Annotated in this window: 19 protein-coding genes and 1 pseudogene; 9 read left to right on the top strand and 11 right to left on the bottom strand. The window is 42.2% G+C overall.

Features of this window, described 5'->3' with window-relative positions; all coding sequences use genetic code 11:
* Positions 1 to 33: 33 nt before the first annotated feature.
* Positions 34 to 1245 carry a DEAD/DEAH box helicase gene (locus L4C35_RS06380; protein ID WP_428462089.1) on the top strand — a complete coding sequence of 404 codons (1212 nt, stop codon included), beginning with the start codon at positions 34 to 36 and terminating at the stop codon, positions 1243 to 1245.
* 110 nt (positions 1246 to 1355) lie between these two features.
* Here the strand turns inward: L4C35_RS06380 and L4C35_RS06375 are convergent, their stop codons facing one another.
* Positions 1356 to 2591, bottom strand: a complete 1236-nt coding sequence (locus L4C35_RS06375; protein WP_428462088.1) for a leucine-rich repeat-containing protein kinase family protein — start codon at positions 2589 to 2591, stop codon at positions 1356 to 1358.
* A gap of 252 nt (positions 2592 to 2843) precedes the next feature.
* On the opposite strand from L4C35_RS06375, the gene L4C35_RS06370 reads away from it, so the two are divergent.
* Entirely contained in the window at positions 2844 to 3446 is a 603-nt protein-coding gene (locus tag L4C35_RS06370; RefSeq protein WP_428462087.1) for a 2OG-Fe(II) oxygenase, read from the top strand.
* Between the two features lie 274 nt (positions 3447 to 3720).
* Entirely contained in the window at positions 3721 to 4338 is a 618-nt protein-coding gene (locus tag L4C35_RS06365) for a PEP-CTERM sorting domain-containing protein (RefSeq protein ID WP_428462086.1), read from the top strand.
* Between the two features lie 123 nt (positions 4339 to 4461).
* On the opposite strand, the gene L4C35_RS06360 is transcribed toward L4C35_RS06365, so the two are convergent.
* Both L4C35_RS06360 and L4C35_RS06355 read right to left on the bottom strand, forming a co-directional pair.
* Positions 4462 to 5097, bottom strand: a complete 636-nt coding sequence (locus tag L4C35_RS06360) for a CatB-related O-acetyltransferase (RefSeq protein ID WP_428462085.1) — start codon at positions 5095 to 5097, stop codon at positions 4462 to 4464.
* 1175 nt (positions 5098 to 6272) lie between these two features.
* On the bottom strand, positions 6273 to 6869 hold the full coding sequence (locus L4C35_RS06355) for a DUF4225 domain-containing protein (RefSeq protein WP_428462084.1): 597 nt from the start codon (positions 6867 to 6869) through the stop codon (positions 6273 to 6275).
* A gap of 376 nt (positions 6870 to 7245) precedes the next feature.
* Here L4C35_RS06355 and L4C35_RS06350 point away from each other — a divergent pair.
* Positions 7246 to 7622, top strand: a pseudogene (locus L4C35_RS06350) (transposase); the annotation flags it as partial.
* Positions 7623 to 7914: 292 nt separating this feature from the next.
* Positions 7915 to 9762 carry a M3 family metallopeptidase gene (locus L4C35_RS06345; RefSeq protein WP_428462083.1) on the top strand — a complete coding sequence of 616 codons (1848 nt, stop codon included), beginning with the start codon at positions 7915 to 7917 and terminating at the stop codon, positions 9760 to 9762.
* A 177-nt stretch (positions 9763 to 9939) separates the two neighbouring features.
* Here the strand turns inward: L4C35_RS06345 and L4C35_RS06340 are convergent, their stop codons facing one another.
* Complete coding sequence (locus tag L4C35_RS06340) at positions 9940 to 10359, bottom strand: DUF3010 family protein (RefSeq protein ID WP_428462082.1); 420 nt, start codon at positions 10357 to 10359, stop codon at positions 9940 to 9942.
* 99 nt (positions 10360 to 10458) lie between these two features.
* Here L4C35_RS06340 and L4C35_RS06335 point away from each other — a divergent pair, with 99 nt between their 5' ends.
* The 3 genes from L4C35_RS06335 (at position 10459) to L4C35_RS06325 (ending at position 13280) form a co-directional block, all read left to right on the top strand.
* Positions 10459 to 10911, top strand: a complete 453-nt coding sequence (locus tag L4C35_RS06335) for a methyltransferase family protein (protein WP_428462081.1) — start codon at positions 10459 to 10461, stop codon at positions 10909 to 10911.
* A gap of 295 nt (positions 10912 to 11206) precedes the next feature.
* On the top strand, positions 11207 to 12526 hold the full coding sequence (locus L4C35_RS06330; RefSeq protein ID WP_428462080.1) for an L-cysteine desulfidase family protein: 1320 nt from the start codon (positions 11207 to 11209) through the stop codon (positions 12524 to 12526).
* A gap of 253 nt (positions 12527 to 12779) precedes the next feature.
* Positions 12780 to 13280 (top strand): GNAT family N-acetyltransferase, encoded by a 501-nt coding sequence (locus tag L4C35_RS06325; RefSeq protein WP_428462079.1) that lies wholly within the window; start codon positions 12780 to 12782, stop codon positions 13278 to 13280.
* A gap of 150 nt (positions 13281 to 13430) precedes the next feature.
* Here the strand turns inward: L4C35_RS06325 and L4C35_RS06320 are convergent, their stop codons facing one another.
* The 6 genes from L4C35_RS06320 to L4C35_RS06295 form a co-directional block, all read right to left on the bottom strand.
* Positions 13431 to 15467 carry a methyl-accepting chemotaxis protein gene (locus tag L4C35_RS06320; protein WP_428462078.1) on the bottom strand — a complete coding sequence of 679 codons (2037 nt, stop codon included), beginning with the start codon at positions 15465 to 15467 and terminating at the stop codon, positions 13431 to 13433.
* 481 nt (positions 15468 to 15948) lie between these two features.
* Positions 15949 to 17022: a hypothetical protein gene (locus tag L4C35_RS06315; protein WP_428462077.1), complete on the bottom strand. Its 1074-nt coding sequence runs from the start codon at positions 17020 to 17022 to the stop codon at positions 15949 to 15951.
* A gap of 299 nt (positions 17023 to 17321) precedes the next feature.
* The gene (locus L4C35_RS06310; protein ID WP_428462076.1) at positions 17322 to 18722 is read right to left on the bottom strand and encodes a PTS fructose transporter subunit IIBC; all 1401 of its coding nucleotides are present in this window, start codon (positions 18720 to 18722) and stop codon (positions 17322 to 17324) included.
* 12 nt (positions 18723 to 18734) lie between these two features.
* Positions 18735 to 19175, bottom strand: coding sequence for a PTS sugar transporter subunit IIA (locus L4C35_RS06305; RefSeq protein WP_428462075.1), 441 nt, complete (start codon positions 19173 to 19175; stop codon positions 18735 to 18737).
* A gap of 277 nt (positions 19176 to 19452) precedes the next feature.
* Complete coding sequence (gene manA, locus L4C35_RS06300) at positions 19453 to 20691, bottom strand: mannose-6-phosphate isomerase, class I (protein WP_428462336.1); 1239 nt, start codon at positions 20689 to 20691, stop codon at positions 19453 to 19455.
* A 182-nt stretch (positions 20692 to 20873) separates the two neighbouring features.
* Complete coding sequence (locus L4C35_RS06295) at positions 20874 to 22787, bottom strand: PTS fructose transporter subunit IIABC (protein ID WP_428462074.1); 1914 nt, start codon at positions 22785 to 22787, stop codon at positions 20874 to 20876.
* 368 nt (positions 22788 to 23155) lie between these two features.
* Here L4C35_RS06295 and L4C35_RS06290 point away from each other — a divergent pair, with 368 nt between their 5' ends.
* On the top strand, positions 23156 to 23995 hold the full coding sequence (locus tag L4C35_RS06290) for a helix-turn-helix transcriptional regulator (protein WP_428462073.1): 840 nt from the start codon (positions 23156 to 23158) through the stop codon (positions 23993 to 23995).
* On the opposite strand, the gene L4C35_RS06285 is transcribed toward L4C35_RS06290, so the two are convergent.
* Positions 23992 to 24768, bottom strand: coding sequence for a PTS sugar transporter subunit IIA (locus L4C35_RS06285; protein WP_428462072.1), 777 nt, complete (start codon positions 24766 to 24768; stop codon positions 23992 to 23994). The genes L4C35_RS06290 and L4C35_RS06285 overlap by 4 nt on opposite strands.
* Between the last annotated feature and the right edge of the window lie 5 nt (positions 24769 to 24773).

Below are 24773 nucleotides of genomic sequence, written 5' to 3'. Positions count from 1 at the left end.
GCTGTTAATTACTATTTTCTACCGAGATCCTACATGTCATTCTCTAAGCTTGGATTACACGAATCAATCCTAAAAGCCGTCACTGAATTGGGCTATACCAGTCCAACACCTATTCAAGAGAAGGCCATTCCCGCTATTCTGAAAGGGCGCAACTTAATTGCTGGCGCACAAACAGGTACGGGTAAAACGGCCAGCTTTGCACTGCCATTGCTAACAATGCTTGATGATGAAGTGATGGTACGTGCAAAACGTATTCGTGCGCTTATCTTAACGCCTACGCGAGAGCTTGCGATTCAGGTAGAGAAGAATATTGCACAATATAGTAAGTACTCTCAGCACACATCACTGGCTATGTACGGTGGTGTTGATTACGCAGATCAGAAGCAACGCTTAATTGACGGCGTTGATATTTTAGTAGCGACCCCAGGTCGTTTGCTGGATATGTACACCCAACGTGCGCTGCATTTTGATGCGCTTGAAGTTTTGGTGCTTGATGAAGCCGACCGCATGTTGGACATGGGCTTTATTGAAGACATCAATAAAATCATGGAACGCTTACCAGAAGACCGTCAGAACTTATTGTTCTCTGCGACTTTATCTAAGCAAGTACGCGCGTTAGCTAAAACCGCAATCGAAAATCCAATCGAAATTTCTGTACAGGCTGATGCGGATACTGCACCTAAGATTGATCAATGGTTAATTCCTGTTGATAAAGACATGAAGTCATCATTGCTGAGCCATTTGATTAAAGAGAATCAGTGGGAACAAGCGCTGATCTTTATCGAAACTAAGCACGGTGCGGCGAAATTGGTTTCTCAGCTTGAAAAGCGTGGCATTGTAGCAGAAGCGATTCACAGTGGTCGTAGCCAAGCTGCACGTGAGCAAGTACTTGAAAAATTCAAGTCAGGCGAACTGAAGCTACTTGTTTCAACGGGTGTTGCTGCGCGTGGTATCGATATTGACGATCTTGATCGTGTTATTAACTATGATTTACCGTTCCCAGCGGATGAGTATGTTCACCGTATTGGTCGTACAGGTCGTGCGGGCGCATCGGGGGAAGCGATTTCACTTGTGTCTAGAGACGATTTTAAAAACCTATGTATGATTGAAAGCCGCTTAGGTCACCTATTAACACGTAAGGTGGAAGAAGGGTTTGAGCCGCGTAAAGAGCTACCAATCTCGATTCTAAACTACGTGCCAAAGAACAAGCGAAAGCCTACACGTGACAATGATAAGCGTCGTTAATAGATAGAATTTGTTTGAGCACTTCTATTGAATTTTCGTGCTTATAGCTAAAAATGGCGGGCTCAACGAATGAGCCCGCCATTTTTGTTTTCGGCTTAGCTAGCTAGAGACTAGATACGGTCGAGTAAATCTTGGTAAGTTTTCGACTCTTTATCTGCCTCTGCACACACACTTAGTAAGTCGTCAATAAAGTGGTGGAGCGCACGTTGTTCTATGGTACGTATTTGTTGTTGCTGTTGTGGCGTTAGCATGTGATACATAGACGCCGCACCAAAATCACCAAAAATGATGTTCGCATCAGCATCAAACAAGGTGTTGTGTGCATACAAATCACCGTGACACACTTGGTTATCATGCAAGTGGGCAAACACATCTTCCATTTGCTTAACAATCTTCGCTATATCCGCGATAGGCAGAGCAAAATCTGTCGGGAATGTATCGCGCGTACAAGTCTCTAAGCTAGGGGGCAAACCTAGGTTACTGTAGTGCGATGGGATCAAATTCATGATCAGGGCCAGATAGCCTTCTTCACTCACTTGGGCAAGTGACTGTACCAAGTTAGGATGGTTGCCGACTTTTAAGCATGCTTGTAGCTCGTCTTCAGGGTAGCCATCACTGGTGACTTCACCTTTAAATACTTTTACTGCAATATCCGCAGGAAAGCCTGCATGGTTACCGTTCCAGCTTGCTTTCGAAATAACGCCTGAGGCGCCTTGCCCAAGTATTTCTGCCAGTTCAAATTGCTTAGATGATACTGATGGAACCGTTTTTACTTTCAATGTAGACAGGCAAAAAGGGTTACCAGCAAACGCAAACCACGCCAGCTTTGGCAGCTGGAAAAGCTGCTCTGGACATTGCTGAAGGTTATTAGCCGAAATACGTAACAACTCAAGGTTCTCTAACTTCGCCATGCTTTGTGGCAAAGCCGTCAAACAGTTACCTGCCAATGCCAACTTTTGTAAGCGAGGGCGGTCACCTAATGAATCTGGCATCACTTCGATACGGTTATCCGTTAGGATCAACCAGCGTAGCTTAGGTGGTAAAGACGCTTCTGGTACTTGATTTATGTGGTTAGATTTAAAGCCAATCATTTCAAGCTCAGGGCATTGTCCCAGTACCGCGGGTAGCGTATCGAACTGGTTATTCGACGCAAAAATGATCTTGAGTTTGGTCAGTTTTGAAAGTTCGTCTGGCAATGAACTTAGCGCATTATCTGATAAATCTAGCACTTCTAATGTATCAGCTAAGGTAAGAATTTCGAGAGGAAAAGTGGTTAGGCCTTCGGCAAGTTTGAGGCGTTTCGTACCAATTAATTCGCCAGATTTTAGCTGAGAAAGAGTATGCAAAATGATGAATCCGTATAGAGTAAAAATAAGCGGGGGTATTCTACTCGAAAATGGAGGTAAAAAGGCTCAAAAGCGAAATCTATTATCAATAGCATAAAATCCTCAAATGATTATTGTGTAATTTTGAGTACTAATCCATTGATTCGAATAGTGGAATAATGCGCTTTATCATCACGATAAGGAAATTGAATTGTTGCGACAGGGTGATGGTTATATAACGCGCATCCCTGAATAATTCGCAATGAAATGTTGATGAACAAGTTAATTGAAGCGCTAGATACAAACGGTTACTACATTTGGGATGACTTTCTTTCAACTGAACAAGTCGAAGAATTAAAAGCATGCATGCCTGATGAGTGGAAGAAAGCGTGTATTGGTCGAAACGATGAAGTGATGCGTGAGGCTTCTATTCGCAGTGATAAGATCCACTGGTTAGCGGAAAGCCAAGGCGCGGCTGTGGATGATTTCCTATCTCGTATGGAATCTATCCGCCGTGCAGCGAATCAACATTTCTATCTTGGTTTATTTGAATACGAAGCGCACTTTGCTAAGTACGAAAAAGGCGATTTCTATAAAAAGCACCTTGACTGTTTTCATGGTAACGAGAACCGTCGTTTAACGACTGTTTTTTACATGAACGACACCTGGAGCGAAGAAGATGCAGGCGAGTTAGTGGTTTATGATTTAGATGGCAACATTATTACGACTTTGCCGCCAAAATCAGGCCGTCTGTTTGTGTTTCTATCTGAGCAGTTTCCGCATGAAGTGCTGCCAACCAATAAGCCGCGTTTTAGTATTGCGGGTTGGTTCCGTACTAATGGCGTGACCGCTAATCAATTGGATATTGCGCAGTAACCTTCACTGAACCCGATTATCACCCTTACTTCCCTTATTGTGGGAAGTAAGGCTATTGTTTGCTTAACGCATTCATTACGACCAATAAATTCGTCAGAATTTTTTACACCTCTGCAAAACGTCTTTTGATAAAAATCCATTTATTCCTTTTAAATTAATGCGTTAAACCAGTCTTAAAAATGGGCCTGCTATTTGCATTATCTAATGTGTTCGACAATAACTTGGTTGATTAGAACCGAACGAGATTCTCCAAGCACAATATAGAGAGGTTGATATGGACTTTAACAAGACATTACTCGGCGCAGCAATTGTTGCGGGAAGTATGGCAGCAACAGGCGCACAAGCAGCAATTATTGATATCTTTGATGGTGTCGGTGCTGGAGATTTACGAGCAGACTGGGAAGCAGCTGTTGGTTCTTTCTCTGAAGAAGATTTTACTGGTTTTGCTAATGACGGCAGTGAAGACTTTATTATTACTACTCAAGGCGGTGGACATACTGGTTTTGGTTTTGCGAGTAGTCGTTTAAATGATCGACTAACTTCAAGCAATAGCACGACAATCACTTTTGATTCTGACATTTTTGCTTTTGGTGCCAATTGGGATTTAAGGCCTGGCGGAGAGGGTTTAGGCATTAGTATTAATGCAGGTGGCACTGTATTGGCTGCTGAAATACCTGACTCATTTAATGGGCAATTTTTTGGTTTCACATCTGATATGGCAATTACCTCTATTGTGCTTACATCGGGTTCTCAAGGTGGCGTCGCTGAAACATATAATGCAGATAACTTTGTATACAAAGTGCCAGAGCCTGCAAGTATTGCGCTATTAGGGCTAGGCTTAGCTGGCATCGGCTTTAGTCGCAGAAAGCAAGCCGTCAAACTTAGTCAGTAATAGAGCAAATAATGGTCAACGCGCTTTATTATTTTGATTATAAGTGTGATATAGCCAGTAAGGATAATCCCTTACTGGCTTCTTGTTAGCATAATATTTTGCCTTTCAAAGCGACATTATGATTTAAATATTATGCTCAAAGGCACGGTGAGCTTGCTCTAATGCATCGATATTATCGCTACAGATGATGTCTTTTAATGCCTCGAACTTGGCTTCAGGCCAATCATAAATCTTTAAAGCCAATAATCGTGCGATAACATCTTCTGAAAAGCGTGTACGAATTAGTTTTGCTGGGCTACCGCCTACAATGGAATAAGGCGGGATATCCTTAGTGACTACGCTGTTTGCTGCAACAATGGCCCCTTCACCGACAGTAACACCTGGCATTATCATGGCGCGCATACCAATCCAGCAGCCATCTTCTAATATAGTGTCCCCTTTAGACTGATAGGCATCTTCAATTTTATCCATAAAAGGATACAGCGAGAACCAATCTGCACGGTGGGTATGGTTACCACCCATAAGAATGACGGCTTCAGCGCCAATACACACGTAGTCACCAATAAAGAGTTTATCTATCTCCCAGCGTGGCTCCCAGTGTTTACTGACTTCATCACCATGGAGGTAGCGTACGACGGATTGTTCAAAGCCGTTATCGTATGCACCGCTATAGTAACTGTGCGTGCCTTTTAAAGTGATATTTTTGTTTTGTACTGTCTCATGGAGCATTTCCATTTTTGACCAATGCTTAACTGTCATTGTATTGCCTTGTATTTGCTTGCTTTGAAGAATAGGCCGCAAATGGACTGCACACAATCAGGTGCCGTGACACATTAAGTGATTACGGATGAGTTCATAGTCGGCTGATTGTGTGTGTCTTTGGCGGCAGTAAATAGTGAATATTTACTGCCTTAGCTAAGCGATCAGCGGGCGCTGAAGGTAGGCGATAGGTGTAAAGAAGGTACGTAGCGGAATACGTGTATTTATCAACATAGTATGTACCTCCTTTATTGGAAATGAATTGAGTAGCAAATGATAGCCCTTTCTTCGTGTGAGTCAATACATCAAGTTGTGCATACTGTATGACTTTCATAAAAGAATTATCCACTGCAATCGCTATTCTTTAAGCAACAAAAAGGTCTCTGAAGTCTAGGATCCCGTTAAAGCTTAAAATTCAATTAGACTTTTACTCTGATTTGACGGTTAATTTTGCGTGAAATCACTATTGCGCAACAAAGCCTATCTAATAATCGAGGCCACGCTGTACGCAATCTATCGCTCCACTCAACCACAAATACAGCACGATAATTTAGTGTGGTTTAAAGCCGATATTTCATCTAATTCTGATGTAAGAATTAGATGAAAGTATCACAAACCTAGATATTTTAATTAACACTGCAGGAGGTCTATTTTAAGCTGGTAAAACTCCAGAGAAGTCAGTTAAAGAGTTTGATACTGAGTTCTTCCAACATAATCTGAATGCCAATACGCTCCCGCCACATACTTAGCACAATGCCTACTTGAACTCTTAGAGAAACTCACCCCGAACGATACAGGTAAGTTCTACAGTTTTGATGGAAAGGAGAGTCCTTAGTGATAACTTTTGCCTAGCGTATTTAATATTACTTATTTTTTGATATTGGTATATATTCAATCAAGTTTTTGCGGGTTATTATTGTGAGGAATTAAAAAACCATGAATCATTAGTATAATAAGTGCTCCAACTCTCTCATACTCGTTAAAAATCATATTAATTCCAAAATAATCAAATAAAAGAGTACCTTCCTGAAAAACCTGCCATAAATTCGCCCCCCAACAAACACCAAACAAAAACAAATAAATGATCAAATGAAATGTTGGTAGACCTATACTTTCAATATAACGAGAGTAAATGTATGATAATAACAATACGAAGCCCACGAATAAATAAGACATTATTTCTTCTCATAAAGATTTTTAACTGTAACAGTGTCTGCAGATATTTCTGTCATTAGCGCAGGTTTGCTCATTGTTCTATACCCTTTGATATAATCGTACGAAGAGTACCTAAAAAGTTTAAACTTTTTAACATTAGAAACAGATGCATTTGGTACGACTTTCAAAGTATTTATTAGACCATAACCAGATAAACCCAGATCTACCACTCCATAAGTAATATCTGCTTCTCGGTTACCGTAACCTAGCAGCTTTGAAGCCCTTCGATATCCTTTTCTGACAATCCCTTCTTCATCCCCACCTACACTATTCTCATATACATTATTAACACCATGAGCTAAAAGAGGAGCTCCAACAGAGGCACACAATACTCCCGCAGACTTATAACAAACACCAGCTCCAATCTGCATAGCCCCTGCAATAACACCAACACCTCTTATAGCAATTTGTACCCCTTGTTCAAATAGATTGTTTTTTTCTTCATCAATTTCTTTAATTGCTTGTAACTCGGTTTTCCTTCCTTGCTCAAAATCACTTTTCACATATGCTAGCAAGGCTAGAAATTTCGTTAATAAACTGACTTCTATATGTTCCATATTTAATATGCCTCAAGCCTAAAATATTCGCTTGTTCAATTAGAAGTTTAATCCTGCTATCTGATTTTCTATTATTCATAAACTAAGAACCTAACTAAATTTATTAATCTATAATTTATTGTAAATAAAACTCATGCCAACTTGTTCAAATAAAAATAGACTTGCGACCCATATCATATTTTGTTTCAAGTAACTCCAACCATAAAACGCTCTCTACATTTTGCAATAGTTTTTAAATTCCATCTTTAATAGGCTTTGTTACGTAAATTAGTTGAACTCTTTCCGAAAGCGATGCTCTGATCGCTCACGTAGCATCATTCGCTATATGGCCGATGAGTAAGTAATTTCGTCATGGGAATGCTTATCTCACCACGGTGGGCGTGGTAATCAATATTCCGACCTATCCATCACGACAGCATTGATAATCAATCGATTATTCAGCCTATCACGGCGTGCAACGGAAGGCTTCATTAACTCAATATTATCGTTAATGAAAATTTCACTGCGTTGCCCTAATTACACACGTCTCAGTCGAAGAGCCCAGGATGTTGATGTTTCAATTAAAAACTTGCCAGAGGTGAAATTCGTCATCTAGCCATTGATGCAATAGGGCTAAAAGTCTTTGGTGATGGCGAATGGAATGCTAAGAAACATGGCGCTGAAAAGCGACGTTTATGGCGTAAGCTCCACCTTGCCGTTGACGCTGATACGCACCAAATTGTTAGTGCCGAGCTATCCCTTTCAACGATTACAGTGCGTGATGTATGACATGCATAAAGACAAAATTGAAGGTTTCTTAAAAACGCTATAAAAAGTAAATATCTCTAAATAGACATCCCTGCTTATAGAGGCTCGTTAGTGCAACGAGCCTCTTTTTATTTGGGCGTAAGTACTGCCGATTCAAAAAATGCGATGCTATGTGGCAATATCATCAAGAATAGAAAGCGTTATCTTGCTTACTGTGCTAAAAAAACAGTGAATTATAAGGGATTTATTTGCTAGGCTTATGTCGTACTAGCCTAGATAGTCATAATAAGGGACGAGCATGACCGCAACAGCCTACCTCAATACATTAAACCAAGCATATCTAACCGTTCACCGTGAGAAAGAAGATTTTTTTTGGGAAACCTACATGGGAACCAGTGATGATCATGATGGATCGGCAAAAGCCCAAACGGCATGGACAAACTTTATCAGTGACGCAGGAAAAATTGCTGAAGTAAAAGCACAATTAGCTGCTGCAGATGCGATTACTGATAGCAAAGAACGTGAACAAACAATCACGGGGTTGAAAGGGTGGTTGGCAACCTTTGAATCGCATGCGCTTGAGTCACAGCAAGCGCAAGTCTTAAAAGCTGACATCATTAAGTTTGAAGCTGATTTGTTTGAGAAAAAACAAAATCATGCTATGAGTTATGTCGATGAAAATGGTCAGCAAGCAGAAGGGTCATTACCTGTGTTAGGGGCGAATATTCGCAACAGTGGTGATGAAGGTGTCCGTCAATCATCGCATCAGGCCTTACTGGATTTGGAACAATGGCTACTAACCAATGGCTTCTTAGATTTGGTGAAGCTGCGTAACAAATTTGCACGCTCACTGGGTTATGACAACTTCTTTGATTTCTCGGTAGTAAAAACGGAACAAATGACGGCTAAAGAGCTGTTTGTGATCCTTGACGATTTTGAAACTCGAACACGTGCAAGTAACCAATCGAGCTTAGATGAATTAGCGAAAAACCTAGGTGAATACGCGTTACAGGGTCACAACTTCGTGTATTCCTTCTCGGGTGATGCAATGCGAGACTTGGATGCTTATGTTCCTTTTTCACAATCACTGCGTCGCTGGGTGGAATCTTTTGGGCGCTTGAATATTGATTACTCAGGCGCTGAGCTTACGTTAGATTTACTGGATCGTAAGGGTAAGTATCAAAATGGTTTCTGCCATGGTCCTGTACCTTCATTTTATGACCAGGAAAGCTGGATCCCAGCCAAAGTAAACTTCACCAGTAACGCTAAGCCTGATCAAGTGGGTAGCGGTTACGATGGCATCAATACCTTATTCCATGAAGGGGGGCATGCTGCGCACTTTGCCAACGTTAAAATGAACTCACCGTGTTTTTCACAAGAGTTTGCCCCTACATCTATGGCGTATGCAGAAACACAATCTATGTTCTGTGACAGCTTGCTTGAAGATGCCGATTGGCTTAAACAATATGCATTGGATGCAGAAGGCCAGCCAGTACCTGATGAGGTTATTAAAGCCTTGGTGGATAGCCGCCAGCCGTTCCGATCTTATATTGAGCGCAGCATTTTGGTTGTGCCGTATTTTGAGCGTGCGCTGTATCAATTGTCTGAAGAGCAATTAACACCGAAAAATGTTACACAGCTTGCCCGTGACATGGAGCGTAAGATTTTAGGACTTGCGTGCAGTCCACGTCCGTTATTGGCTATCCCGCACCTATTGTCAGATGAAGCAGCATGTTCATACCAAGGCTACTTGTTAGCGCATATGGCAGTATTTCAAACTCGTGCTTACTTCACCGAGAAATTCGGTTACCTAACGGATAACCCAGAAATCGGCCCATTACTGGCTGAACACTACTGGCATGCTGGTAACAGTGTTAATCATAATGGCACCATTATGCGCTTAACGGGTGAAGGGTTTAATGCCAAGTACCTGGCTGATGAGTGTAACTTATCGAAAGAACAAGCATGGGCGCTTGAAAAACAAAAAATTGCTGCGTTAGCTGATCGTCGCCGCGTTGATATTTCGCCATTAAATGCCACGATTTCTATCGTGGATGGTGCGACGAAGCTAGCGGATAACAGTCAGTCTGATGGTGTGATGTGCCATGACTTTGAGCAGTACATAGTGTCGACTTACGGTCGTTAATATTGATACGGCAGTTTATAACATTATCTGTTTCATATTATGAGTTAGGTAAAGTTATGGCTTAGGCAAAAATAAAGCGAAGCCTGTAAGAACAGTGCTTCGCTTTATTTGTATCTCACATACAGAGTTCGTTGGTGAAGTGACCAGCTAACTCTGTCGTTTGATCTTTGCCAGCAATTAGCTCAATTGTGCAAAAGCTGTTGTGAATGCAGCTTCTTGGAATTGACGTAGGCCAGTGCTACGGAAATCAATCGCAAGTGGGTTACGCTTTAGCGATTGTTTGATCTCTGCAGTGCTAATGAACTGAACATCAAGGCCATCGATAAGTTGGATTGCTGATTCAAGCTTAAAGCCAATCGCGCTACCTGCAAACTTACCGCGTGTTTCACGGGTACGGATAACAACTTGGTCAACTTGGTAGTCGTCTAGTAGTTTTTTAAATGCGAATTGGAAGTCACGCATTTCTTGGTTATCCAATGAATCCTTGATGATGAACTTTTGAGTTCGGCAATCAGGGATATCAATCATGCCACTATTTTTGTTTAACATGCAGATAATAGCTTCATTGCTACGTAACTCAACAGCACAAATTTTCATGTATTCACCTATCATTTGATTAGTGGGCAATTTTAAGCATTTTTGTGAAGTTTGTCAGTTGTGTTTTTCAGTTAAATCCGATTTGGGTAGAAAAAGAGTATGTATTTAAAGTTACCGCCACCGTTATTAATGATGATGACCTTTGGTTGCATGTATTTATTGGCGCAACATTGGCCAATATGGACATTCTCTTTTTGGGGGCAGCAAGCGGTAGTGCTTGTATTGTGCTTGCTTGGTGCATTATTGGGATTATCTGGCGTGCTTTCATTTTCTCGTGTGCGTACAACCGTCAACCCACACAAACCCAACAACGCATCAAGTTTAGTGACTGGTGGCATTTACCAGTATTCACGTAATCCTATGTATTTAGGGCTGGTGTTTTTTTTGACTGCCGCATGGTTTTATTTAGGTGCGCTATCGTCAGTCGTGATGATCATCATTTTTATTAGCTACATGAATCATTTTCAAATTGAGCCTGAAGAAGAGGCGCTTAAGTTGAAATTTGGGGATGCTTTTTCTGACTACTGCCAGCAAGTAAGGCGTTGGTGTTAATACTAACATTTCAACTAACTTATTATGCTAAGTTTGCAACTAACATGTAGCTTTTTGACTTAACTTAGTAGGCTGTTGTTTTGTGATGCCTGTCATATTTAGAATTTATTTCTCTTTAATCCATTTTTTGAAGAAATATTTACCATAAAGAGGTTGTTTTATATCTCATAAAGAAAACCTTTTTTATGAAGTTAGCGTTATATTTATCCACATAATAACTAAGGGCATGAATGCCTTTTCAAATAAGCACTTAGGCAGTGAGTACTGCCTTTCGCATACTCTAGTGGTGAATAACGTGAACAAGCATTTGTGGAATGGTTTTACTAATATCGTTAAGAAAGAAGTGGTCCCTGCTCTCGGTTGTACTGAACCTGTTTCTGTTGCGTTAGGGGCAGCCATTGCGATGCGTCGCCTTGCCGATTTAGACCCGCTTCAAAATGAAGCACGTAATGCGCAATTACGGATTGAAGTTTTGGTTTCACCTAACCTAATGAAAAATGGTATGGGTGTCGGTGTTCCAGGTACGGGCATGGTAGGGCTACCGATTGCTGCAGCTGTTGGCGCACTAGCGGGTGATCCTGATGCAGGTCTTGAAGTGCTGAAATCAATCACTCTGGATGATGTTGCTAAAGCAAAAGTACTACTTGATGATCAGCGTGTTTCTGTGGGTGTTGCGGCGGTAGCTCATATTCTTTATGCGCAAGTTACGTTATTTGTTAATGAACAATCGGTTTCTGTCACGATTGCAGATGCACATACCCAAGTTATTGAGATTCAACAAAACAATACCATTATTTACACCGCTGAACCCGCTCAATCGAGTGACAAAACACAGCAAGATACTTCACCATTTACCGATGCCACAGCACTTGATGTTTATGAGTTTGCAACGACTGCACCGCTAGAGGACATTGCATTCATCGAGCAAGCTTATCAACTTAATGACGCTTTATCGCTAGAAGGGCTGACGGGTAAATACGGCCTGCAAATTGGTGCAACTTTTCAGCGTAACATCGATCGTGGTTTGCTAAGTAAAGATTTGCTGACTGACATTATGCGCCGTACGGCTGCAGCTTCCGATGCGCGCATGGATGGTGCGATGAAGCCTGCGATGAGCAACTCTGGTTCGGGTAACCAAGGTATTGCGGCGACTATGCCTGTTGTTGTTGTCGCAGAGCACTTAAAGGCTGATCGCGAAACCATGATCCGCGCATTGATGCTGTCACACTTAATGGCGATTTATATTAAGAGCCATCAAAACAAATTGTCGGCACTGTGTGGGGCGACAACGGCATCCATGGGCGCAGTGGCGGGTATGACATGGTTGCTTGGTGGTCAGTTTGCACATATTAGTGCAGCTATCTGTAATATGATTGGTGATATTACCGGTATTATCTGCGATGGTGCGAAAACCAGTTGTGCAATGAAAGTATCGTCTTCAGCCAGTGCTGCTATTAAAGCGGCAATGATGGCCCTTGATGGTATTCGTGTCACAGGCGAGGAAGGCATCGTTGATAATGATGTGGATGCGACGATTCGTAATTTATCCGCATTAGCCAATGGCGCAATGACACAAACCGATGTTCAGATTTTAGAAATCATGGTTCAAAAGTAAGGGCTTAAATTAAGCCGCACACTAGATTTATATGCTACTTATAAAGTCTTTCTACCTTTACGCTCGGTAGGAAGGCTTTTTTGATTTTACTGCTGTGATGTTAACTTCAGCTGCATGTGATCACTGATTGACTCAAATTAGTAGTTAAGGTCTTTTGTCTACGTCCCTCTTATTAATCGTAATGATTTCAGCGACAAAGTTTCGTAAGATGCTGTTCTGATAATAAAAATGAAAGTAATAAAGACGCTTAAAAATGACTTTTACTATAAGAAACGTATGTTTAGATGATGCTGAAGGTATCACCCAGGTGCTCAACCCGATTGTTGAGGAGGGCTTATATACTGTATTAGACACCACCTTTACTGCCGAAGAAGAAAAAGCGTTTATCCATAGCTTTCCAGAACGCGGTATTTTTACGGTTGCAGAGCATGTTGAAAGTGGTGTGATTGCAGGGTTTCAACCTGTAGAGCCGTTTGCAGATTATACACGTGCCTTTGATCATGTTGGTATTATTGGTACGTTTGTGAGCAGTGATTTTCATCGCCAAGGTATTGCTAAGTCGATGTTCCAAGCGACATTTGAAGTGGCAAAAGAGAAGGGATACAGAAAGCTTTTTGCTTACGTTCGTCGTGATAATGAGCGTGCTTTGGCTGCCTACCTTAGTCAAGGCTTTGAAGTGATAGGGACGGCAAAGCAGCATGCCAAAGTTCGCGGTGAGTATGTTGACGAAGTGCTTATCGAGAAGTTCTTATAATACTTTTTCGATGCGCTATCCAGCCTTGCTGGATCAAGCTAACAGAGCGGATGCCAAATTTATATAAACAAGCGAGAGACAAAAGGAGAGGTAAACGCCTCTCCTTGTTTTTTGTCTTTGATGCTTTCTTTGTGCTAAAGCACGCTGATGCTAGTGGAAGTAGTCAACTTGTTGTTGAAGTTCCTTCGACAACCCTTGCAGGTTATTAGCACTTTGCGATGTTTGAGCGGCAATATCGCGCCCTTGACGGTTCAGGTTACTGATCTCCGTTGCATTGGTGGCAATTTCTTGTGAGACCTGCGCTTGCTCTTCTGAAGTAGCAGCTATGACTTCTGATTGGGCTGCAATAGACGTCACCTGAGTCGTAATCCCTTCTAACGCTAAACCGGCTTGGGTTGCTTGCTCTGTGACTAGCTTCCCTTTCTTCTGGCTCTCCGACATCATGGTGACGGCACTGCTCGTACAGCCGCGTAGTTGTTCAATAATACCCACCACTTCTTTCACTGATTCTTGTGTGCGATGCGCCAGTGTCCGAACCTCATCGGCGACCACGGCAAAACCTCGACCTTGCTCGCCTGCTCGTGCTGCTTCAATTGCTGCATTCAATGCTAATAAGTTTGTTTGTTCAGCAATTTCATCGATCATGCGAGTCACTGACTGAATGTTATCGCTCTCATGACTAACTCTATCAATAGCGTCTGCCGACTGTCTTAACTGATCATTTAACTCTGCGACTTCAACGCTAACTTGTGAAACTAACTCTGAACCCGAAGCGCTATCCTCATTAGCAGAACGGACGCTTTCAGCAATGGATTCAACTTGTTCAGCCACTGATTTCGCAGATGACGCCATCTCTTCGATAGCGGTAACAACTTGCTCTACTTGTTCTTGCTGAATATCGGATTGACTTAGACTGCGTTGCGCATCGTCAGAAACACTGGTTGCTTGGCCTTGAACTGATTCGCTGGTATTGCGAATTGAGCCAACCAGTTCATTTAATTTGGCGGCCATATTATGGACGCCACCTGTAAGGCGTTCGATTTCATTGCCAGAGTGGATATTACCTTGCTCCATAGACAGGGTGATTTCACCTTGGCCTAAGCGATCCATATAGCCTGCGAGCGTGGTTAGAGGTGTAGTCATTCTGTTTAGATAAAGCCCCAAAATAACAAAGGTAATGATGCCAGCAACAAGTGCGACAATAACAATAATAGTCAGTAATTGCTGACTACCTTTGGTTACTTCTTGAATGAATGTGCCACCGAGTAGCTTCCAATTCCAGCCTGGAACTTCGGTATAAACAAGGTATTTTTCACCGACAACGCCATTATATTCAAATGGATACTTGATTAAGCCACTTGTGGATTCGAAGAGTTGAGCAAAAGGTTTGTTACCGTTGTAGTCGGCAACATTAAGAATCGATTCACCTTTCTGCTTTTTCTCTGGGTGGTACAGATATACACCTAGGTTACTTTTGTCATTATCAATCACTATGGTGTAGCCAGTATCACCCCAACGAACATTACTCACGCTCGAAAATACGGCTTTGGAAGCTTCTTCAATAGAAAGTCCAATAAAGGAAATAGCAACAACCTGTCCATTTGTATCTTTAATTGGAGAGTAATAGGTAAGGTAATCGTGGCCAAATAACACAACCTTGGCATAGTAAGGTTGGCCGTTCATCAGCTTGTTATAGCCAGGGTGGTTTAGCCCTAACTTACTGCCAAGAGCGCGTTGTCCGCTATTGTTTTTTAGTGATGTCGCTACGCGTACAAAATCGTTACCTGATGCTACAAAGAGGGTTGCGATAGCGGTTGTATTTTGAGTAAAACGGTCAACGACTTCAGTATCGTTGATCATTGATTTACCATTCAGAGTGACATTTTGTACGGACTGTCCAGCAAAGTTGACGGTATTGTTTTCAATTTTAAGACCGTGCATATAACCGAGACGAAATGCACTTTCCAGTTCTTTGGCACTTTCTAAATAAATATTAAATTGTCCCGCAATACTTTCAGCCATGGCTTCCAGTTTAGATTGTTGCTCTTGTAGTGTTTCTTCTAGCAAGATATCTGCAGAATTACGATAAACAATCGCAGCTACGGAAGAAAAAGCGATTATAAGTAATACGCTAATCACCAGCTTTAATTGGAAGCCGATGCTTTTATTATTAATTGTTTTCCACATTATGTTCTATCAAGGACTGAGATCCTATTACCCTCTGTAGAGATAAAGGCGCAATAATGTATTCGGCAAGGGTATGTGTAAATGATTGATTATTAATAAAAGTGACAATTGCGCCTTTTATTGATCTGTATTATTTAAACTTATTAAAAAATGAAAAGTGAAATTACGCATTTAATGTGCAGCTAAGTTTATATTCTTTGGCGAAAAACTGATGCCGCATCATGGGTGTGAGTGATTATTGAACAGTGGTGAGATGCCCGTTTTTATTATTTATAAGCTTATCGTCTTTTATCTGATTTTAATTTGATGAGTATCACTTATTTTTATACCCCAAGGTGAATAAAATAGTCAGCACTTACTTCGTTCATGCTATTAATGAGTAAATTAAACCATGATCTTAATTATTCCCTCACGTTTTGCTGTGTATAAGCAATACGTGAGGAAGTTTGATTCTGTTTTTTATATTAGAATGGATGAGAGATTACATACCGTTAATTACAGTATTTCGAAACGCTGTATTATCATCAATACTATCGTAAGTAACGCTATAAGGTTGCATGACATAATCAAATGCCGCTTGGAATTTAGAGATACCGGGCTCTGTGTTTGGTGCAATATGATCGTCTATAGAGCCTGAAATAATGTGTCCGCGCCATTTTGTTGCACCTGATTGGTAAGTATCGCTTTTGCCACTGCATGAGGTCGATTGTGGATCGATAGGGTTCACCATTTCACCATTGTCAATTGCTTTTTGGTGAGCAGTTTTACAGCTTTGTTCAATTTGATTTATGACCTTAAAAACCTGCCAAAAATCTTGTGTGCGAGCCCCTTGCGTATTGAGGTAACGCAGTACCATATTGTATGCGCCATATTCACTGCTTGCGTCAGTGAGTTTTAAATTGACGGCCTGTTGCAACCCATCATGAGTGACTTGAGTTGGTGTCATACCTGTTTGTGTAATAAACGCATTGAGTTGGCTATCGCTAGCGGTCTCATTAGTCGAAAGTGCGGTTGCGACAGCTTCAGCGAACCAAGTGTGAGAATCATTTAGACCAGTGGGGCCGATCAAGCGTGCTTGATAAGTGTGTTTGAGTTCGTGCTTGATCAGGTTATCTAAGTTTTCACCTGAACGATTAGGGCCAATAACAAAACCTAACTCGTTACCTGCACCATTTGAGCCTTCAGTGGCAATGACACAAACTTCTAATGGATGGGTGTAATCAACGTTAATATCTGCCCATGTATTCCAGCTGTAATTCGCTAAGTCTACATTGAACGTATTTTGTGCAACTCGAGCGATTTCTTGTAACTTATCATCACTGATATTACCTTTTTTACCAATAATGAAATGGTCGGTACGAAATTTTGCGTTCTCATTAAAACAATGGCTGGTTGCATTCATCGCAGAGCGATCAGTTTGAACCTTAATGTGCGGGTAAAGATTACTGGGTTCAGATTGATTGCTACTCTCAGAGTTATCGCTATCACTTCCGCAGCCATTTAACCCGATTGATGAAATTAAGCATAAGCCGATCAATTTTCTATTAGAACGCATAAATTCCCTTAATGTTTGAACTGTAAATAACGAAAAGGGATTGTAAATGCCTGATGCGATAGGGTTATGACTAGGGTCAAAAATATGCTTTGTTGTTATGATGGCAAGGGGCGTTTTGATTATATTCCCCCCGGTAAGTGTGAATGGCAGATATGAAAAGGCGCTGATTACTCAGCGCCTTTTTTGAGAGAATATGGGGGAATCTTATTCTCCACACTTAGTTTTATACACTCAGGGTATCGTTTGAACAAGTTTTGCGAGTAAATGACTTTGTAAGTAATTACTAGCGTAAAGCCGTATTATCCTTGGATCAGTGTTGCTGCTTGTTTCATTGCTTCTTTGGTTGAACATTCGAAGACGTTAGCGTTTGCAAAGCGGTGTGCGTCTTTAACTTGGATGTCGTGCGCTAAGATAACAAGCCTTGCGTTAGCAACATCTAAGTCAGTAATGCGGTTTTGAATACCATTCTGACCTTGAGTTTCAACCTTGATCTTGATGCCAGCTGCTGCGCCTGCTTTTTCCAGTGCTTTTGCCGCCATGAAGGTGTGTGCTACGCCAGAAGGACAACAGGTGACTGCAACAACATTGTATTCGCCTTCACCTGCAACTGGTGCTACTTGTACTGGTGCTGTGTTTTGAGCCAGTTCATCTTCCGCTTCTTCTTGCGCAACGGGCTTCCAGAAGCCAACGATAAGTGCAGTTGTTAATGAACCGAGTGCGATACCGACAACATACATTGGAATGTTGCTAGAAACAGGCGCTGTGATTAAGCCGCCCCAAGGCGCGTGTAGTAGTACATCGGTTAGGAAGCCAAACACACAACCTACGATACCACCCGCGACAATAGATGGCAGCACACGCATTGGGTCGTTCGCTGCGAATGGGATTGCACCTTCAGAGATACCGATAGAGCCCATGATTGCTGCGGCTTTACCAGCTTCTTGCTCTTGTTTGGTAAATTTCTTTTTGAACATGAAGGTAGCAAGCGCCATACCCAGTGGTGGAGTACAGATTGCAATGCCCACACCACCCATTAGCCAAGGTTGAGTATCGACTTGCGTTTGAGCAAATAGGGTTGCGACTTTGTTAATTGGACCACCCATATCAAAGGCCGTCATGCCACCTAAAATAGTACCTAGAACGATTTTTGATGCGCCAGCCATAGATGCTAGGAATTCGTTCATCGATGCCATAAAGAGTTTGATTGGCTCACCGATGCCCCAAAGAACAACACCAGCAGAAATCAGCGTGCCAAGCAGAGGGTAAATAAAGTACGCACCTAGCGCGGTCATATTGGCTGACAGTGGGATTTTCTTCAGTTGGAATACAACACCACCAGCGATAAAACCTGCCACGATACAACCAAGGAAGCCACCGCCCATATCAGCCATAATACCTGAAGAAATCATGGCAGGCGCAAGCGCAGGTTTATCGGCAATTGAGTAGCCAATGAAGCCACCCAAAATAATTGGGAATAAAACTAAACCTTTAATGCCAATATTAGAAATGTCGGCCAATAAACCATCAGCTGGAACCGCACCTTTACCTGAGGCCATTACTGCGAGTGCAAGTAAAACACCACCCGCTACAATAAAAGGTAGCATGTGAGATGTGCCAAATAAAAGGTGACCTTTTAGGATACTTAATGTCTTTTTAAAATCACTATTATTACTAGGAGCTTGAGCTGTTATTGTACTCATGATTATTGCGCCTTATGAATTAATTAAAATAGTTAGAATTTGCTGTTCATCTTTTGCGTTATGGATATCTTCAATAAACTCTTCACTGAATTTTCCGAATAATTCTTGAAGAACGTAAATATGGTGGTCAGCACCGTTATCAGGTGATGCAATCATAAAGAACACGCTCGCTTTGATACCGTCTTCATCGCCGTAATCAATGCCGCCAGCCTTTACACCGACTGCGATTGCAGGCTCGATTACTGCTTTGCTTTTTGAGTGTGGGTAAGCAATGCCATCGGTTGATGTGACGCTGACGGCTTCGCGAGTTTCAACGTCATCTAAAAAGCTTTCTTTGCTACTGATCCGGTTATCATCAAGCAGCATTTGAGCAAGCTCGGCAAATACTTCTTTTTTAGTGTTTGCTGATAATTCTTTTTTAATAAGATTAACGTTAGTTAGTTTGGTGATCATTTTTGAACTCGAGAGGTGTTGAAGTAATACAGTTAAATTAATGGAATATAAGAAAATCAGAAATAGTAAAAAAAGACCATCAACTATACTTTTGTATCACCCTATTTTAAGTGTGACTAACGTCATTAATATTACTTCGACTAGATCACATTAATTCGGCTTACTCATTTAATTAAGTAATGACTTGAATTAAACGCTTCAATAAAAAAGCCTCGCACAAGCGAGGCGTTGTTAGGGAGTGGCTATTTTTAGTCGTAATTAGACCTATAAACCATGTTTAGCTATAAGCGCGGGCGATACGACCTGCACATTCAATTTGGTAGCTTTGTGCATAAGCAGGAATAAACACGGATTGGCCTTTTTCAATCACACAAGATTCACCGTCTTGGTGGGTGAGCGTCATACTTTGGTCGAGTGGCAGTAAAATCTCAGCACTATGTGTGTACATTATCCTTTGGTGCGAATGTTGAATAATGGAAAACTTGAAATCATCAACAGGGATAGGGTAGTCCCAAATATCATCCGATTTATTGGGTTGCAGCAATAAGCTATCAAAGGGTTTTTCATCAAAGCGGGTACAGGCGACCAGCTCGTCGATATCCATGAATTTAGGCGTCAGACCTGCTCGTAATACGTTATCTGAGTTCGCCATAATCTCGAGCCCTGTCCCTTTAATATAAGCGTGAGGGGTTTCGGCATCTAAGAACATGGCTTGCCCAGGTTGCAGCGTAATCACATTAAGTAGTAATGGTGCAAATAAGCCGACATCGCCAGGATACTGATGTTCAAGATCTGTAATCAAAGTAAACAGTGGGTCATCTGATTGATTGGCATATTTCTTGGCATATTCATTGGCATAGTGACTCAGTTTGGCAAGCGCCTGATTTTTTTGTTGGCCTGTCATCGACAGCAAAGCAGCAAAGAAAGTCGCGAGCCCTTGAGGGGTTAGATTGGCTTTGAATTCATCTAACCATGCTTTGATCTCGGGGATCGCAAGCTGATTAAAGTTGGCAATTATCTGATCGATTGATCTAAAGCCATTCATTGCTTGATATGGGGTTAAGGCGTAAACCAATTCGGGTTTATGATTCGGATCTTTATAATTGCGATTAGCCGCATCCAGTGGAATACCTTGTTGTTGCTCTACAGCAAAGCCTCGTTCAGCTTGTGCTTTGTTAGGGTGTACTTGGATAGATAAGGCTTTTTCTGCGGCTAGAATTTTAAACAGATAGGGCAGTTCACCAAAACGGTTAGCGACCTGCTCACTTAAAAACAACGTGTGGTTACAATCGATCAGCGTTGAAAGCTTGGTCGCGTGCTCACCATAGCCGACTGTCGAGCAACCATTAGGGTGTGCCCCCATCCATACTTCGGCTTGGGGTTCTGCGCTTGGGTTTTTTATATCAAAAAGCTGATTAATGGATGATGTACTGCCCCATGCGTAGTGTTGAATCACATTCGTCATTGGGTAGAATTTACGCATTAGTGTAGGAATGAGCGCGAGTTGCATCATCATTTGCTGTTGTTGGGCAAGTTGCGCTGTTGCAGGTGTCATTGTTGCTGGGTTTATAGCTTGTGTGGAAGCAGCCGCAGTGGCGAGAAGATCAGACATCAGAATCACCATGAAAATTCAGAGAAATATGAAATTGGCTTGAGCACATCAGCTCAAGCCATTGATGAGTTACTTGGAGTAAGGTTCTAGGCGGTAACTGCGATGAGCTTTGCTTTGCGCATTTTTTTCAATGCGACACAAGTCAGTGCTGTTACGATTGCGCCAGCAGCCATACAAATCAGGGCCAGCAGTGGATGGTTCATCGCACCAAGCAAGGCAACGACAGGTCCACCGTGTGCCACGCTATTAGTGATGCCGAATGAGAACGCCATTACAGCAGCAGTCATAGAACCAAGGACGTTCGCGGGAATAACTGAAAGAGGGTCTTGTGCTGCGAATGGAATCGCACCTTCAGAAATACCCACTAAGCCCATGGCGCCCGCCGCTTTACCTGCTTCAATTTCTGATGATTCAAACAGTTCGAACTTACGGCCTAGCGCTGTAGCTAGCGCCATACCAAGCGGTGCAACAGGAATGGCACATGCCATTGCGCCCATGAATTGGGTTTGGCCGCTGGCAATCATGCCCACAGAGAACAAGAAGGCGACTTTGTTGAATGGACCACCCATATCAAAGCCAGCCATACCACCAAGTACAATGCCAAGTAACACTACGTTGCCTGTACTCATGCTTGTGAGTAGCGCAGTAAGACCTGTCATTAAATCCGCGATAGGGGCGCCAATAACAAAGATGAACAAACCTGCAATGAAGAGTGAGCCTGTAATCGGCGCAATCATGATAGGAACAAGGGGTTGGATAAACTTGTGGTAGTTAATGGAAACAATAAACTTCACGAAGTAGCCGACTAACAGACCCGCGACGATAGCGCCGATAAAGCCTGTGCCCGCCTCAGCACCGTAGAAAGAACCATTGTTAGCAATCCAGCCACCAATCAAACCTGGAGCAAGCGCAGGGCGATCCGCAATCGCATAGGCGATGTAACCTGCAAGGATTGGGATCATTAGAGTGAATGCCACGACACCGACATCTAAGATCTGATTCCACATACTGCCAGCTGGAATCGCCATGCCAGCTTCTGATGGCTCGCCGCCAATGGCTAACGCCAGTGCGATCAACAAACCACCCGTTACAACAAATGGGATCATGTGCGAGACACCGTTCATTAAGTAGCGGTAAAGATCGGAACGTGCTTCAGAGGCTTTACTGGAGATTGAGGTTTTATCGGAAGCAGATGTTGTCGATTCGGCTTCATAAGCAGGTGCGGTAAGTGCTTGGGTAATTAAACCTTGAGCATCACGTATCGGGGCTTTTACATTGGTTTGGATTAAGCGTTTGCCTGCAAATCGGGTTAAATCGACTTGTTTGTCACAAGCTACAATAATGGCATCGGCACGTTCAATCTCTTCTGATGTTGGGCTGTTCTTAACCCCGATTGAGCCGTTGGTTTCAACTTTGATGTCGTAACCTAAAACCTTGGCCCCTTTTTCTAAGGCTTCTGCTGCTAGGTAGGTATGAGCAACACCAGCAGGGCAACCTGTTACCCCAATCACAAAGCCTTGTTTTTGAATTGAGGTTGGGGTTTCGACAGGCTGTGGTTTTTCTAGTAGTAGTTGTAAAGCCTCTTTGTTAGAAGTGGCATTGATGAAGCGGTCGATAAAACCGTCTTCAATCAGTTTTGACGACAATTCAGCCAGCACTTCAATGTGATGATTATCACCGCCATCAGGTGAAGCAATCATAAAAAACAGTTTTGATGGCAGCCCATCTTCTGCGCCGTATTCAATCCCTGTTTTGCTCACCCCAATAACCACGGCAGGTGCAATAACGGCGGAACTCTTGGCATGGGGAAGGGCGACACCTTCTTCAAAACCGGTATTACCTTGTGCTTCACGCGCTTTAATATCAGCTAAAAATTGCGCTTTGTCGGAAATGCGACCTTGTGAAAAAAGAACGTCAATGAGCTCTTTAAATACCGCTTCTTTTGAAGTGGCTTGAAGATCCAGCGTAATCAATTCTTGGTTGATTAAATTGGTGATCATGTTTAACCCCTAATACTTTTATTGTTGTGCTAGGGGTATTTTGAAAGTTAGTGGTAGGAGTCTGTAGTGCAGAAAAAACACATTTACTAGAGGATTGTAGCCACCAAATAAGAGTGTGATTTTGATCGTTAACCGTGCGGTTTTTTCAAGAAAACTAAGAGGGCTTGAACTGCTCTATACCAGTGGTAGCAAGGTTTTGTGACATGTTGAGCCAGTTTTTTCAGCGACGTACTTACTAGATATTTACGTCTTTAGCTGGATTTTTGTAACCTTGAATAAAAATTGTGATTTTGCTCAATAGCTAATAATAAAGACAAGAGGTATATCTATACCGCATAGCATTACAAATGCGTTTTGAGAGTTTGAAAATGGTATTTCATGATTTGATTTCTTCGGTGCTTAACGAACGAGAGCCGTTTCACAATATCTGGTTTGCAGGTGATTTCCACACGCCGCCACAGTTTAGTTATCAGGTTAACTTTCCACGGTTAGAGCTAGTGTTGGACGGTGAGTATATTAATGAATTGGAAAGCCATGAGCGCACGATCACTACAATCACGGCCAAAACGGGTGATGCGATTTTTGTGCCGCCCAACTGTTGGAATAAACCTGACTGGGATACCAATTGCTCAGTGCTGAGTATGTTGTTTGGTCGTCGCCAGTTAGGATTGAGTTTGGTGAGTAAACGAAAAGGTGAAGCCAGCTTTTATGATATTCAAAAGCACAGTATCCAAACACGCTCGGGCTTTGCTATTGACAATATTCTTGAAGCACTGAGTTCATTGGCGCGCGAAAGTAATAAAAAGCCAATGGATGAGCTCTTATTACAAGCCTTACTGCAATACAGTAAAACCATGCTTGATGCCCCTGTCGAGAAATCGCACAGTCGGGTACAAGACCTGTATCAGGGCATTTGTATCTATATTCAGGAAAATTTCCACCGGCCTATTACTCGCGACAGTATCGCCACGCGCTTTAGTATTTCGGCTAATCACTTATCTCGTTTGTTTCGTCAGCAAGGACATATGACCTTGGCGGACTATATTACTTGGGTACGGATTGATCGCGCTAAGTTCATGCTTAAAAAGTACAATTTCAAGCTCAATGAAGTGTCACTACGCTGCGGTTTTAAAGATGTAAACTACTTTTGTCGAGTATTTAAAAATAAGACGGGACGTACGCCAACAGACTACCGTGGTTCGATTTAAGGTAGTAGGCGCGACATGGAGTACATTAGCAAGGCTTGCAGATCTATACAGCTTTTTGTCTGTAGCAAACGCTCAGGCAGCTGATCACACAACAAGTTACGCGTCAGGTTGGTCGCAGAGACAATCTGTTCACGTGTTGGCTTTTGTGGCATCACCAGTGCTATAGCAAGTTGCACGTCACCCATTTTTGATTCCCAGTTAATCGGGGTGTCGCTGGATATCACTGCAACAGAAATATGATCAATATCGGCAAACATGACGTGGGGCAGCCCAATTCCTGGTGCTACACATGTCGATGAGCGTTCTTCTCGTTTGATAAAAGCCAGAATCAGTTCGTCGGGATCTTTAGGATAAATGAGGTGTGCTAACCCCTTTAAGCATTCAAATTTAGTTAACTTGGTGTGCGCTTTGGCATAGTGCCATTGAATTTCGCTGGGAGGGCAAATTTGTGGTAATCGAGCAGTTAATTGGCTCGAAAATTCATAGTTAATGTGCGCGCCTATTAGCGTAAAGTGCTCTGTAATAATGTCTTTAATCACAAAGCAGGCGAGTTCTGCATCGATACCAACAGCGGTGATCTGGCAGAGATCACCACTGACTAAGCCTGCTTGTAGCATCGCCACAGATTGAGATAACGTAGCTGTGCGGTTACGAGTAATGTTGATAATGCGAAGGGTACTTTTAAACTTTTTCGACAGGTGACGCAGCGGCTTAGCAACATGAGCACTGGCGTTGGCATCATCGACAAAAAAAGTAATTTGGTATTCGTTCATTAGCT

It is taken from the genome of Photobacterium kagoshimensis, from assembly GCF_050337045.1.
GTDB classification, from domain to species: Bacteria; Pseudomonadota; Gammaproteobacteria; order Enterobacterales; family Vibrionaceae; genus Photobacterium; species Photobacterium kagoshimensis.
This window is presented reverse-complemented; position numbering and strand designations above follow the sequence as displayed.

What these genes read in the sequence shown, in the direction of transcription:
- L4C35_RS06380 (WP_428462089.1), top strand. Translation starts at nt 34, where the DNA reads ATGTCATTCTCTAAGCTTGGATTACACGAATCAATCCTAAAAGCCGTC.
- L4C35_RS06370 (WP_428462087.1), top strand. Translation starts at nt 2,844, where the DNA reads ATGAACAAGTTAATTGAAGCGCTAGATACAAACGGTTACTACATTTGG.
- L4C35_RS06365 (WP_428462086.1), top strand. Translation starts at nt 3,721, where the DNA reads ATGGACTTTAACAAGACATTACTCGGCGCAGCAATTGTTGCGGGAAGT.
- L4C35_RS06360 (WP_428462085.1), bottom strand. Translation starts at nt 5,097, where the DNA reads ATGACAGTTAAGCATTGGTCAAAAATGGAAATGCTCCATGAGACAGTA.
- L4C35_RS06355 (WP_428462084.1), bottom strand. Translation starts at nt 6,869, where the DNA reads ATGGAACATATAGAAGTCAGTTTATTAACGAAATTTCTAGCCTTGCTA.
- L4C35_RS06345 (WP_428462083.1), top strand. Translation starts at nt 7,915, where the DNA reads ATGACCGCAACAGCCTACCTCAATACATTAAACCAAGCATATCTAACC.
- L4C35_RS06340 (WP_428462082.1), bottom strand. Translation starts at nt 10,359, where the DNA reads ATGAAAATTTGTGCTGTTGAGTTACGTAGCAATGAAGCTATTATCTGC.
- L4C35_RS06335 (WP_428462081.1), top strand. Translation starts at nt 10,459, where the DNA reads ATGTATTTAAAGTTACCGCCACCGTTATTAATGATGATGACCTTTGGT.
- L4C35_RS06325 (WP_428462079.1), top strand. Translation starts at nt 12,780, where the DNA reads ATGACTTTTACTATAAGAAACGTATGTTTAGATGATGCTGAAGGTATC.
- L4C35_RS06320 (WP_428462078.1), bottom strand. Translation starts at nt 15,467, where the DNA reads ATGTGGAAAACAATTAATAATAAAAGCATCGGCTTCCAATTAAAGCTG.
- L4C35_RS06315 (WP_428462077.1), bottom strand. Translation starts at nt 17,022, where the DNA reads ATGCGTTCTAATAGAAAATTGATCGGCTTATGCTTAATTTCATCAATC.
- L4C35_RS06310 (WP_428462076.1), bottom strand. Translation starts at nt 18,722, where the DNA reads ATGAGTACAATAACAGCTCAAGCTCCTAGTAATAATAGTGATTTTAAA.
- L4C35_RS06305 (WP_428462075.1), bottom strand. Translation starts at nt 19,175, where the DNA reads ATGATCACCAAACTAACTAACGTTAATCTTATTAAAAAAGAATTATCA.
- manA (WP_428462336.1), bottom strand. Translation starts at nt 20,691, where the DNA reads ATGATGATGCAACTCGCGCTCATTCCTACACTAATGCGTAAATTCTAC.
- L4C35_RS06295 (WP_428462074.1), bottom strand. Translation starts at nt 22,787, where the DNA reads ATGATCACCAATTTAATCAACCAAGAATTGATTACGCTGGATCTTCAA.
- L4C35_RS06290 (WP_428462073.1), top strand. Translation starts at nt 23,156, where the DNA reads ATGGTATTTCATGATTTGATTTCTTCGGTGCTTAACGAACGAGAGCCG.
- L4C35_RS06285 (WP_428462072.1), bottom strand. Translation starts at nt 24,768, where the DNA reads ATGAACGAATACCAAATTACTTTTTTTGTCGATGATGCCAACGCCAGT.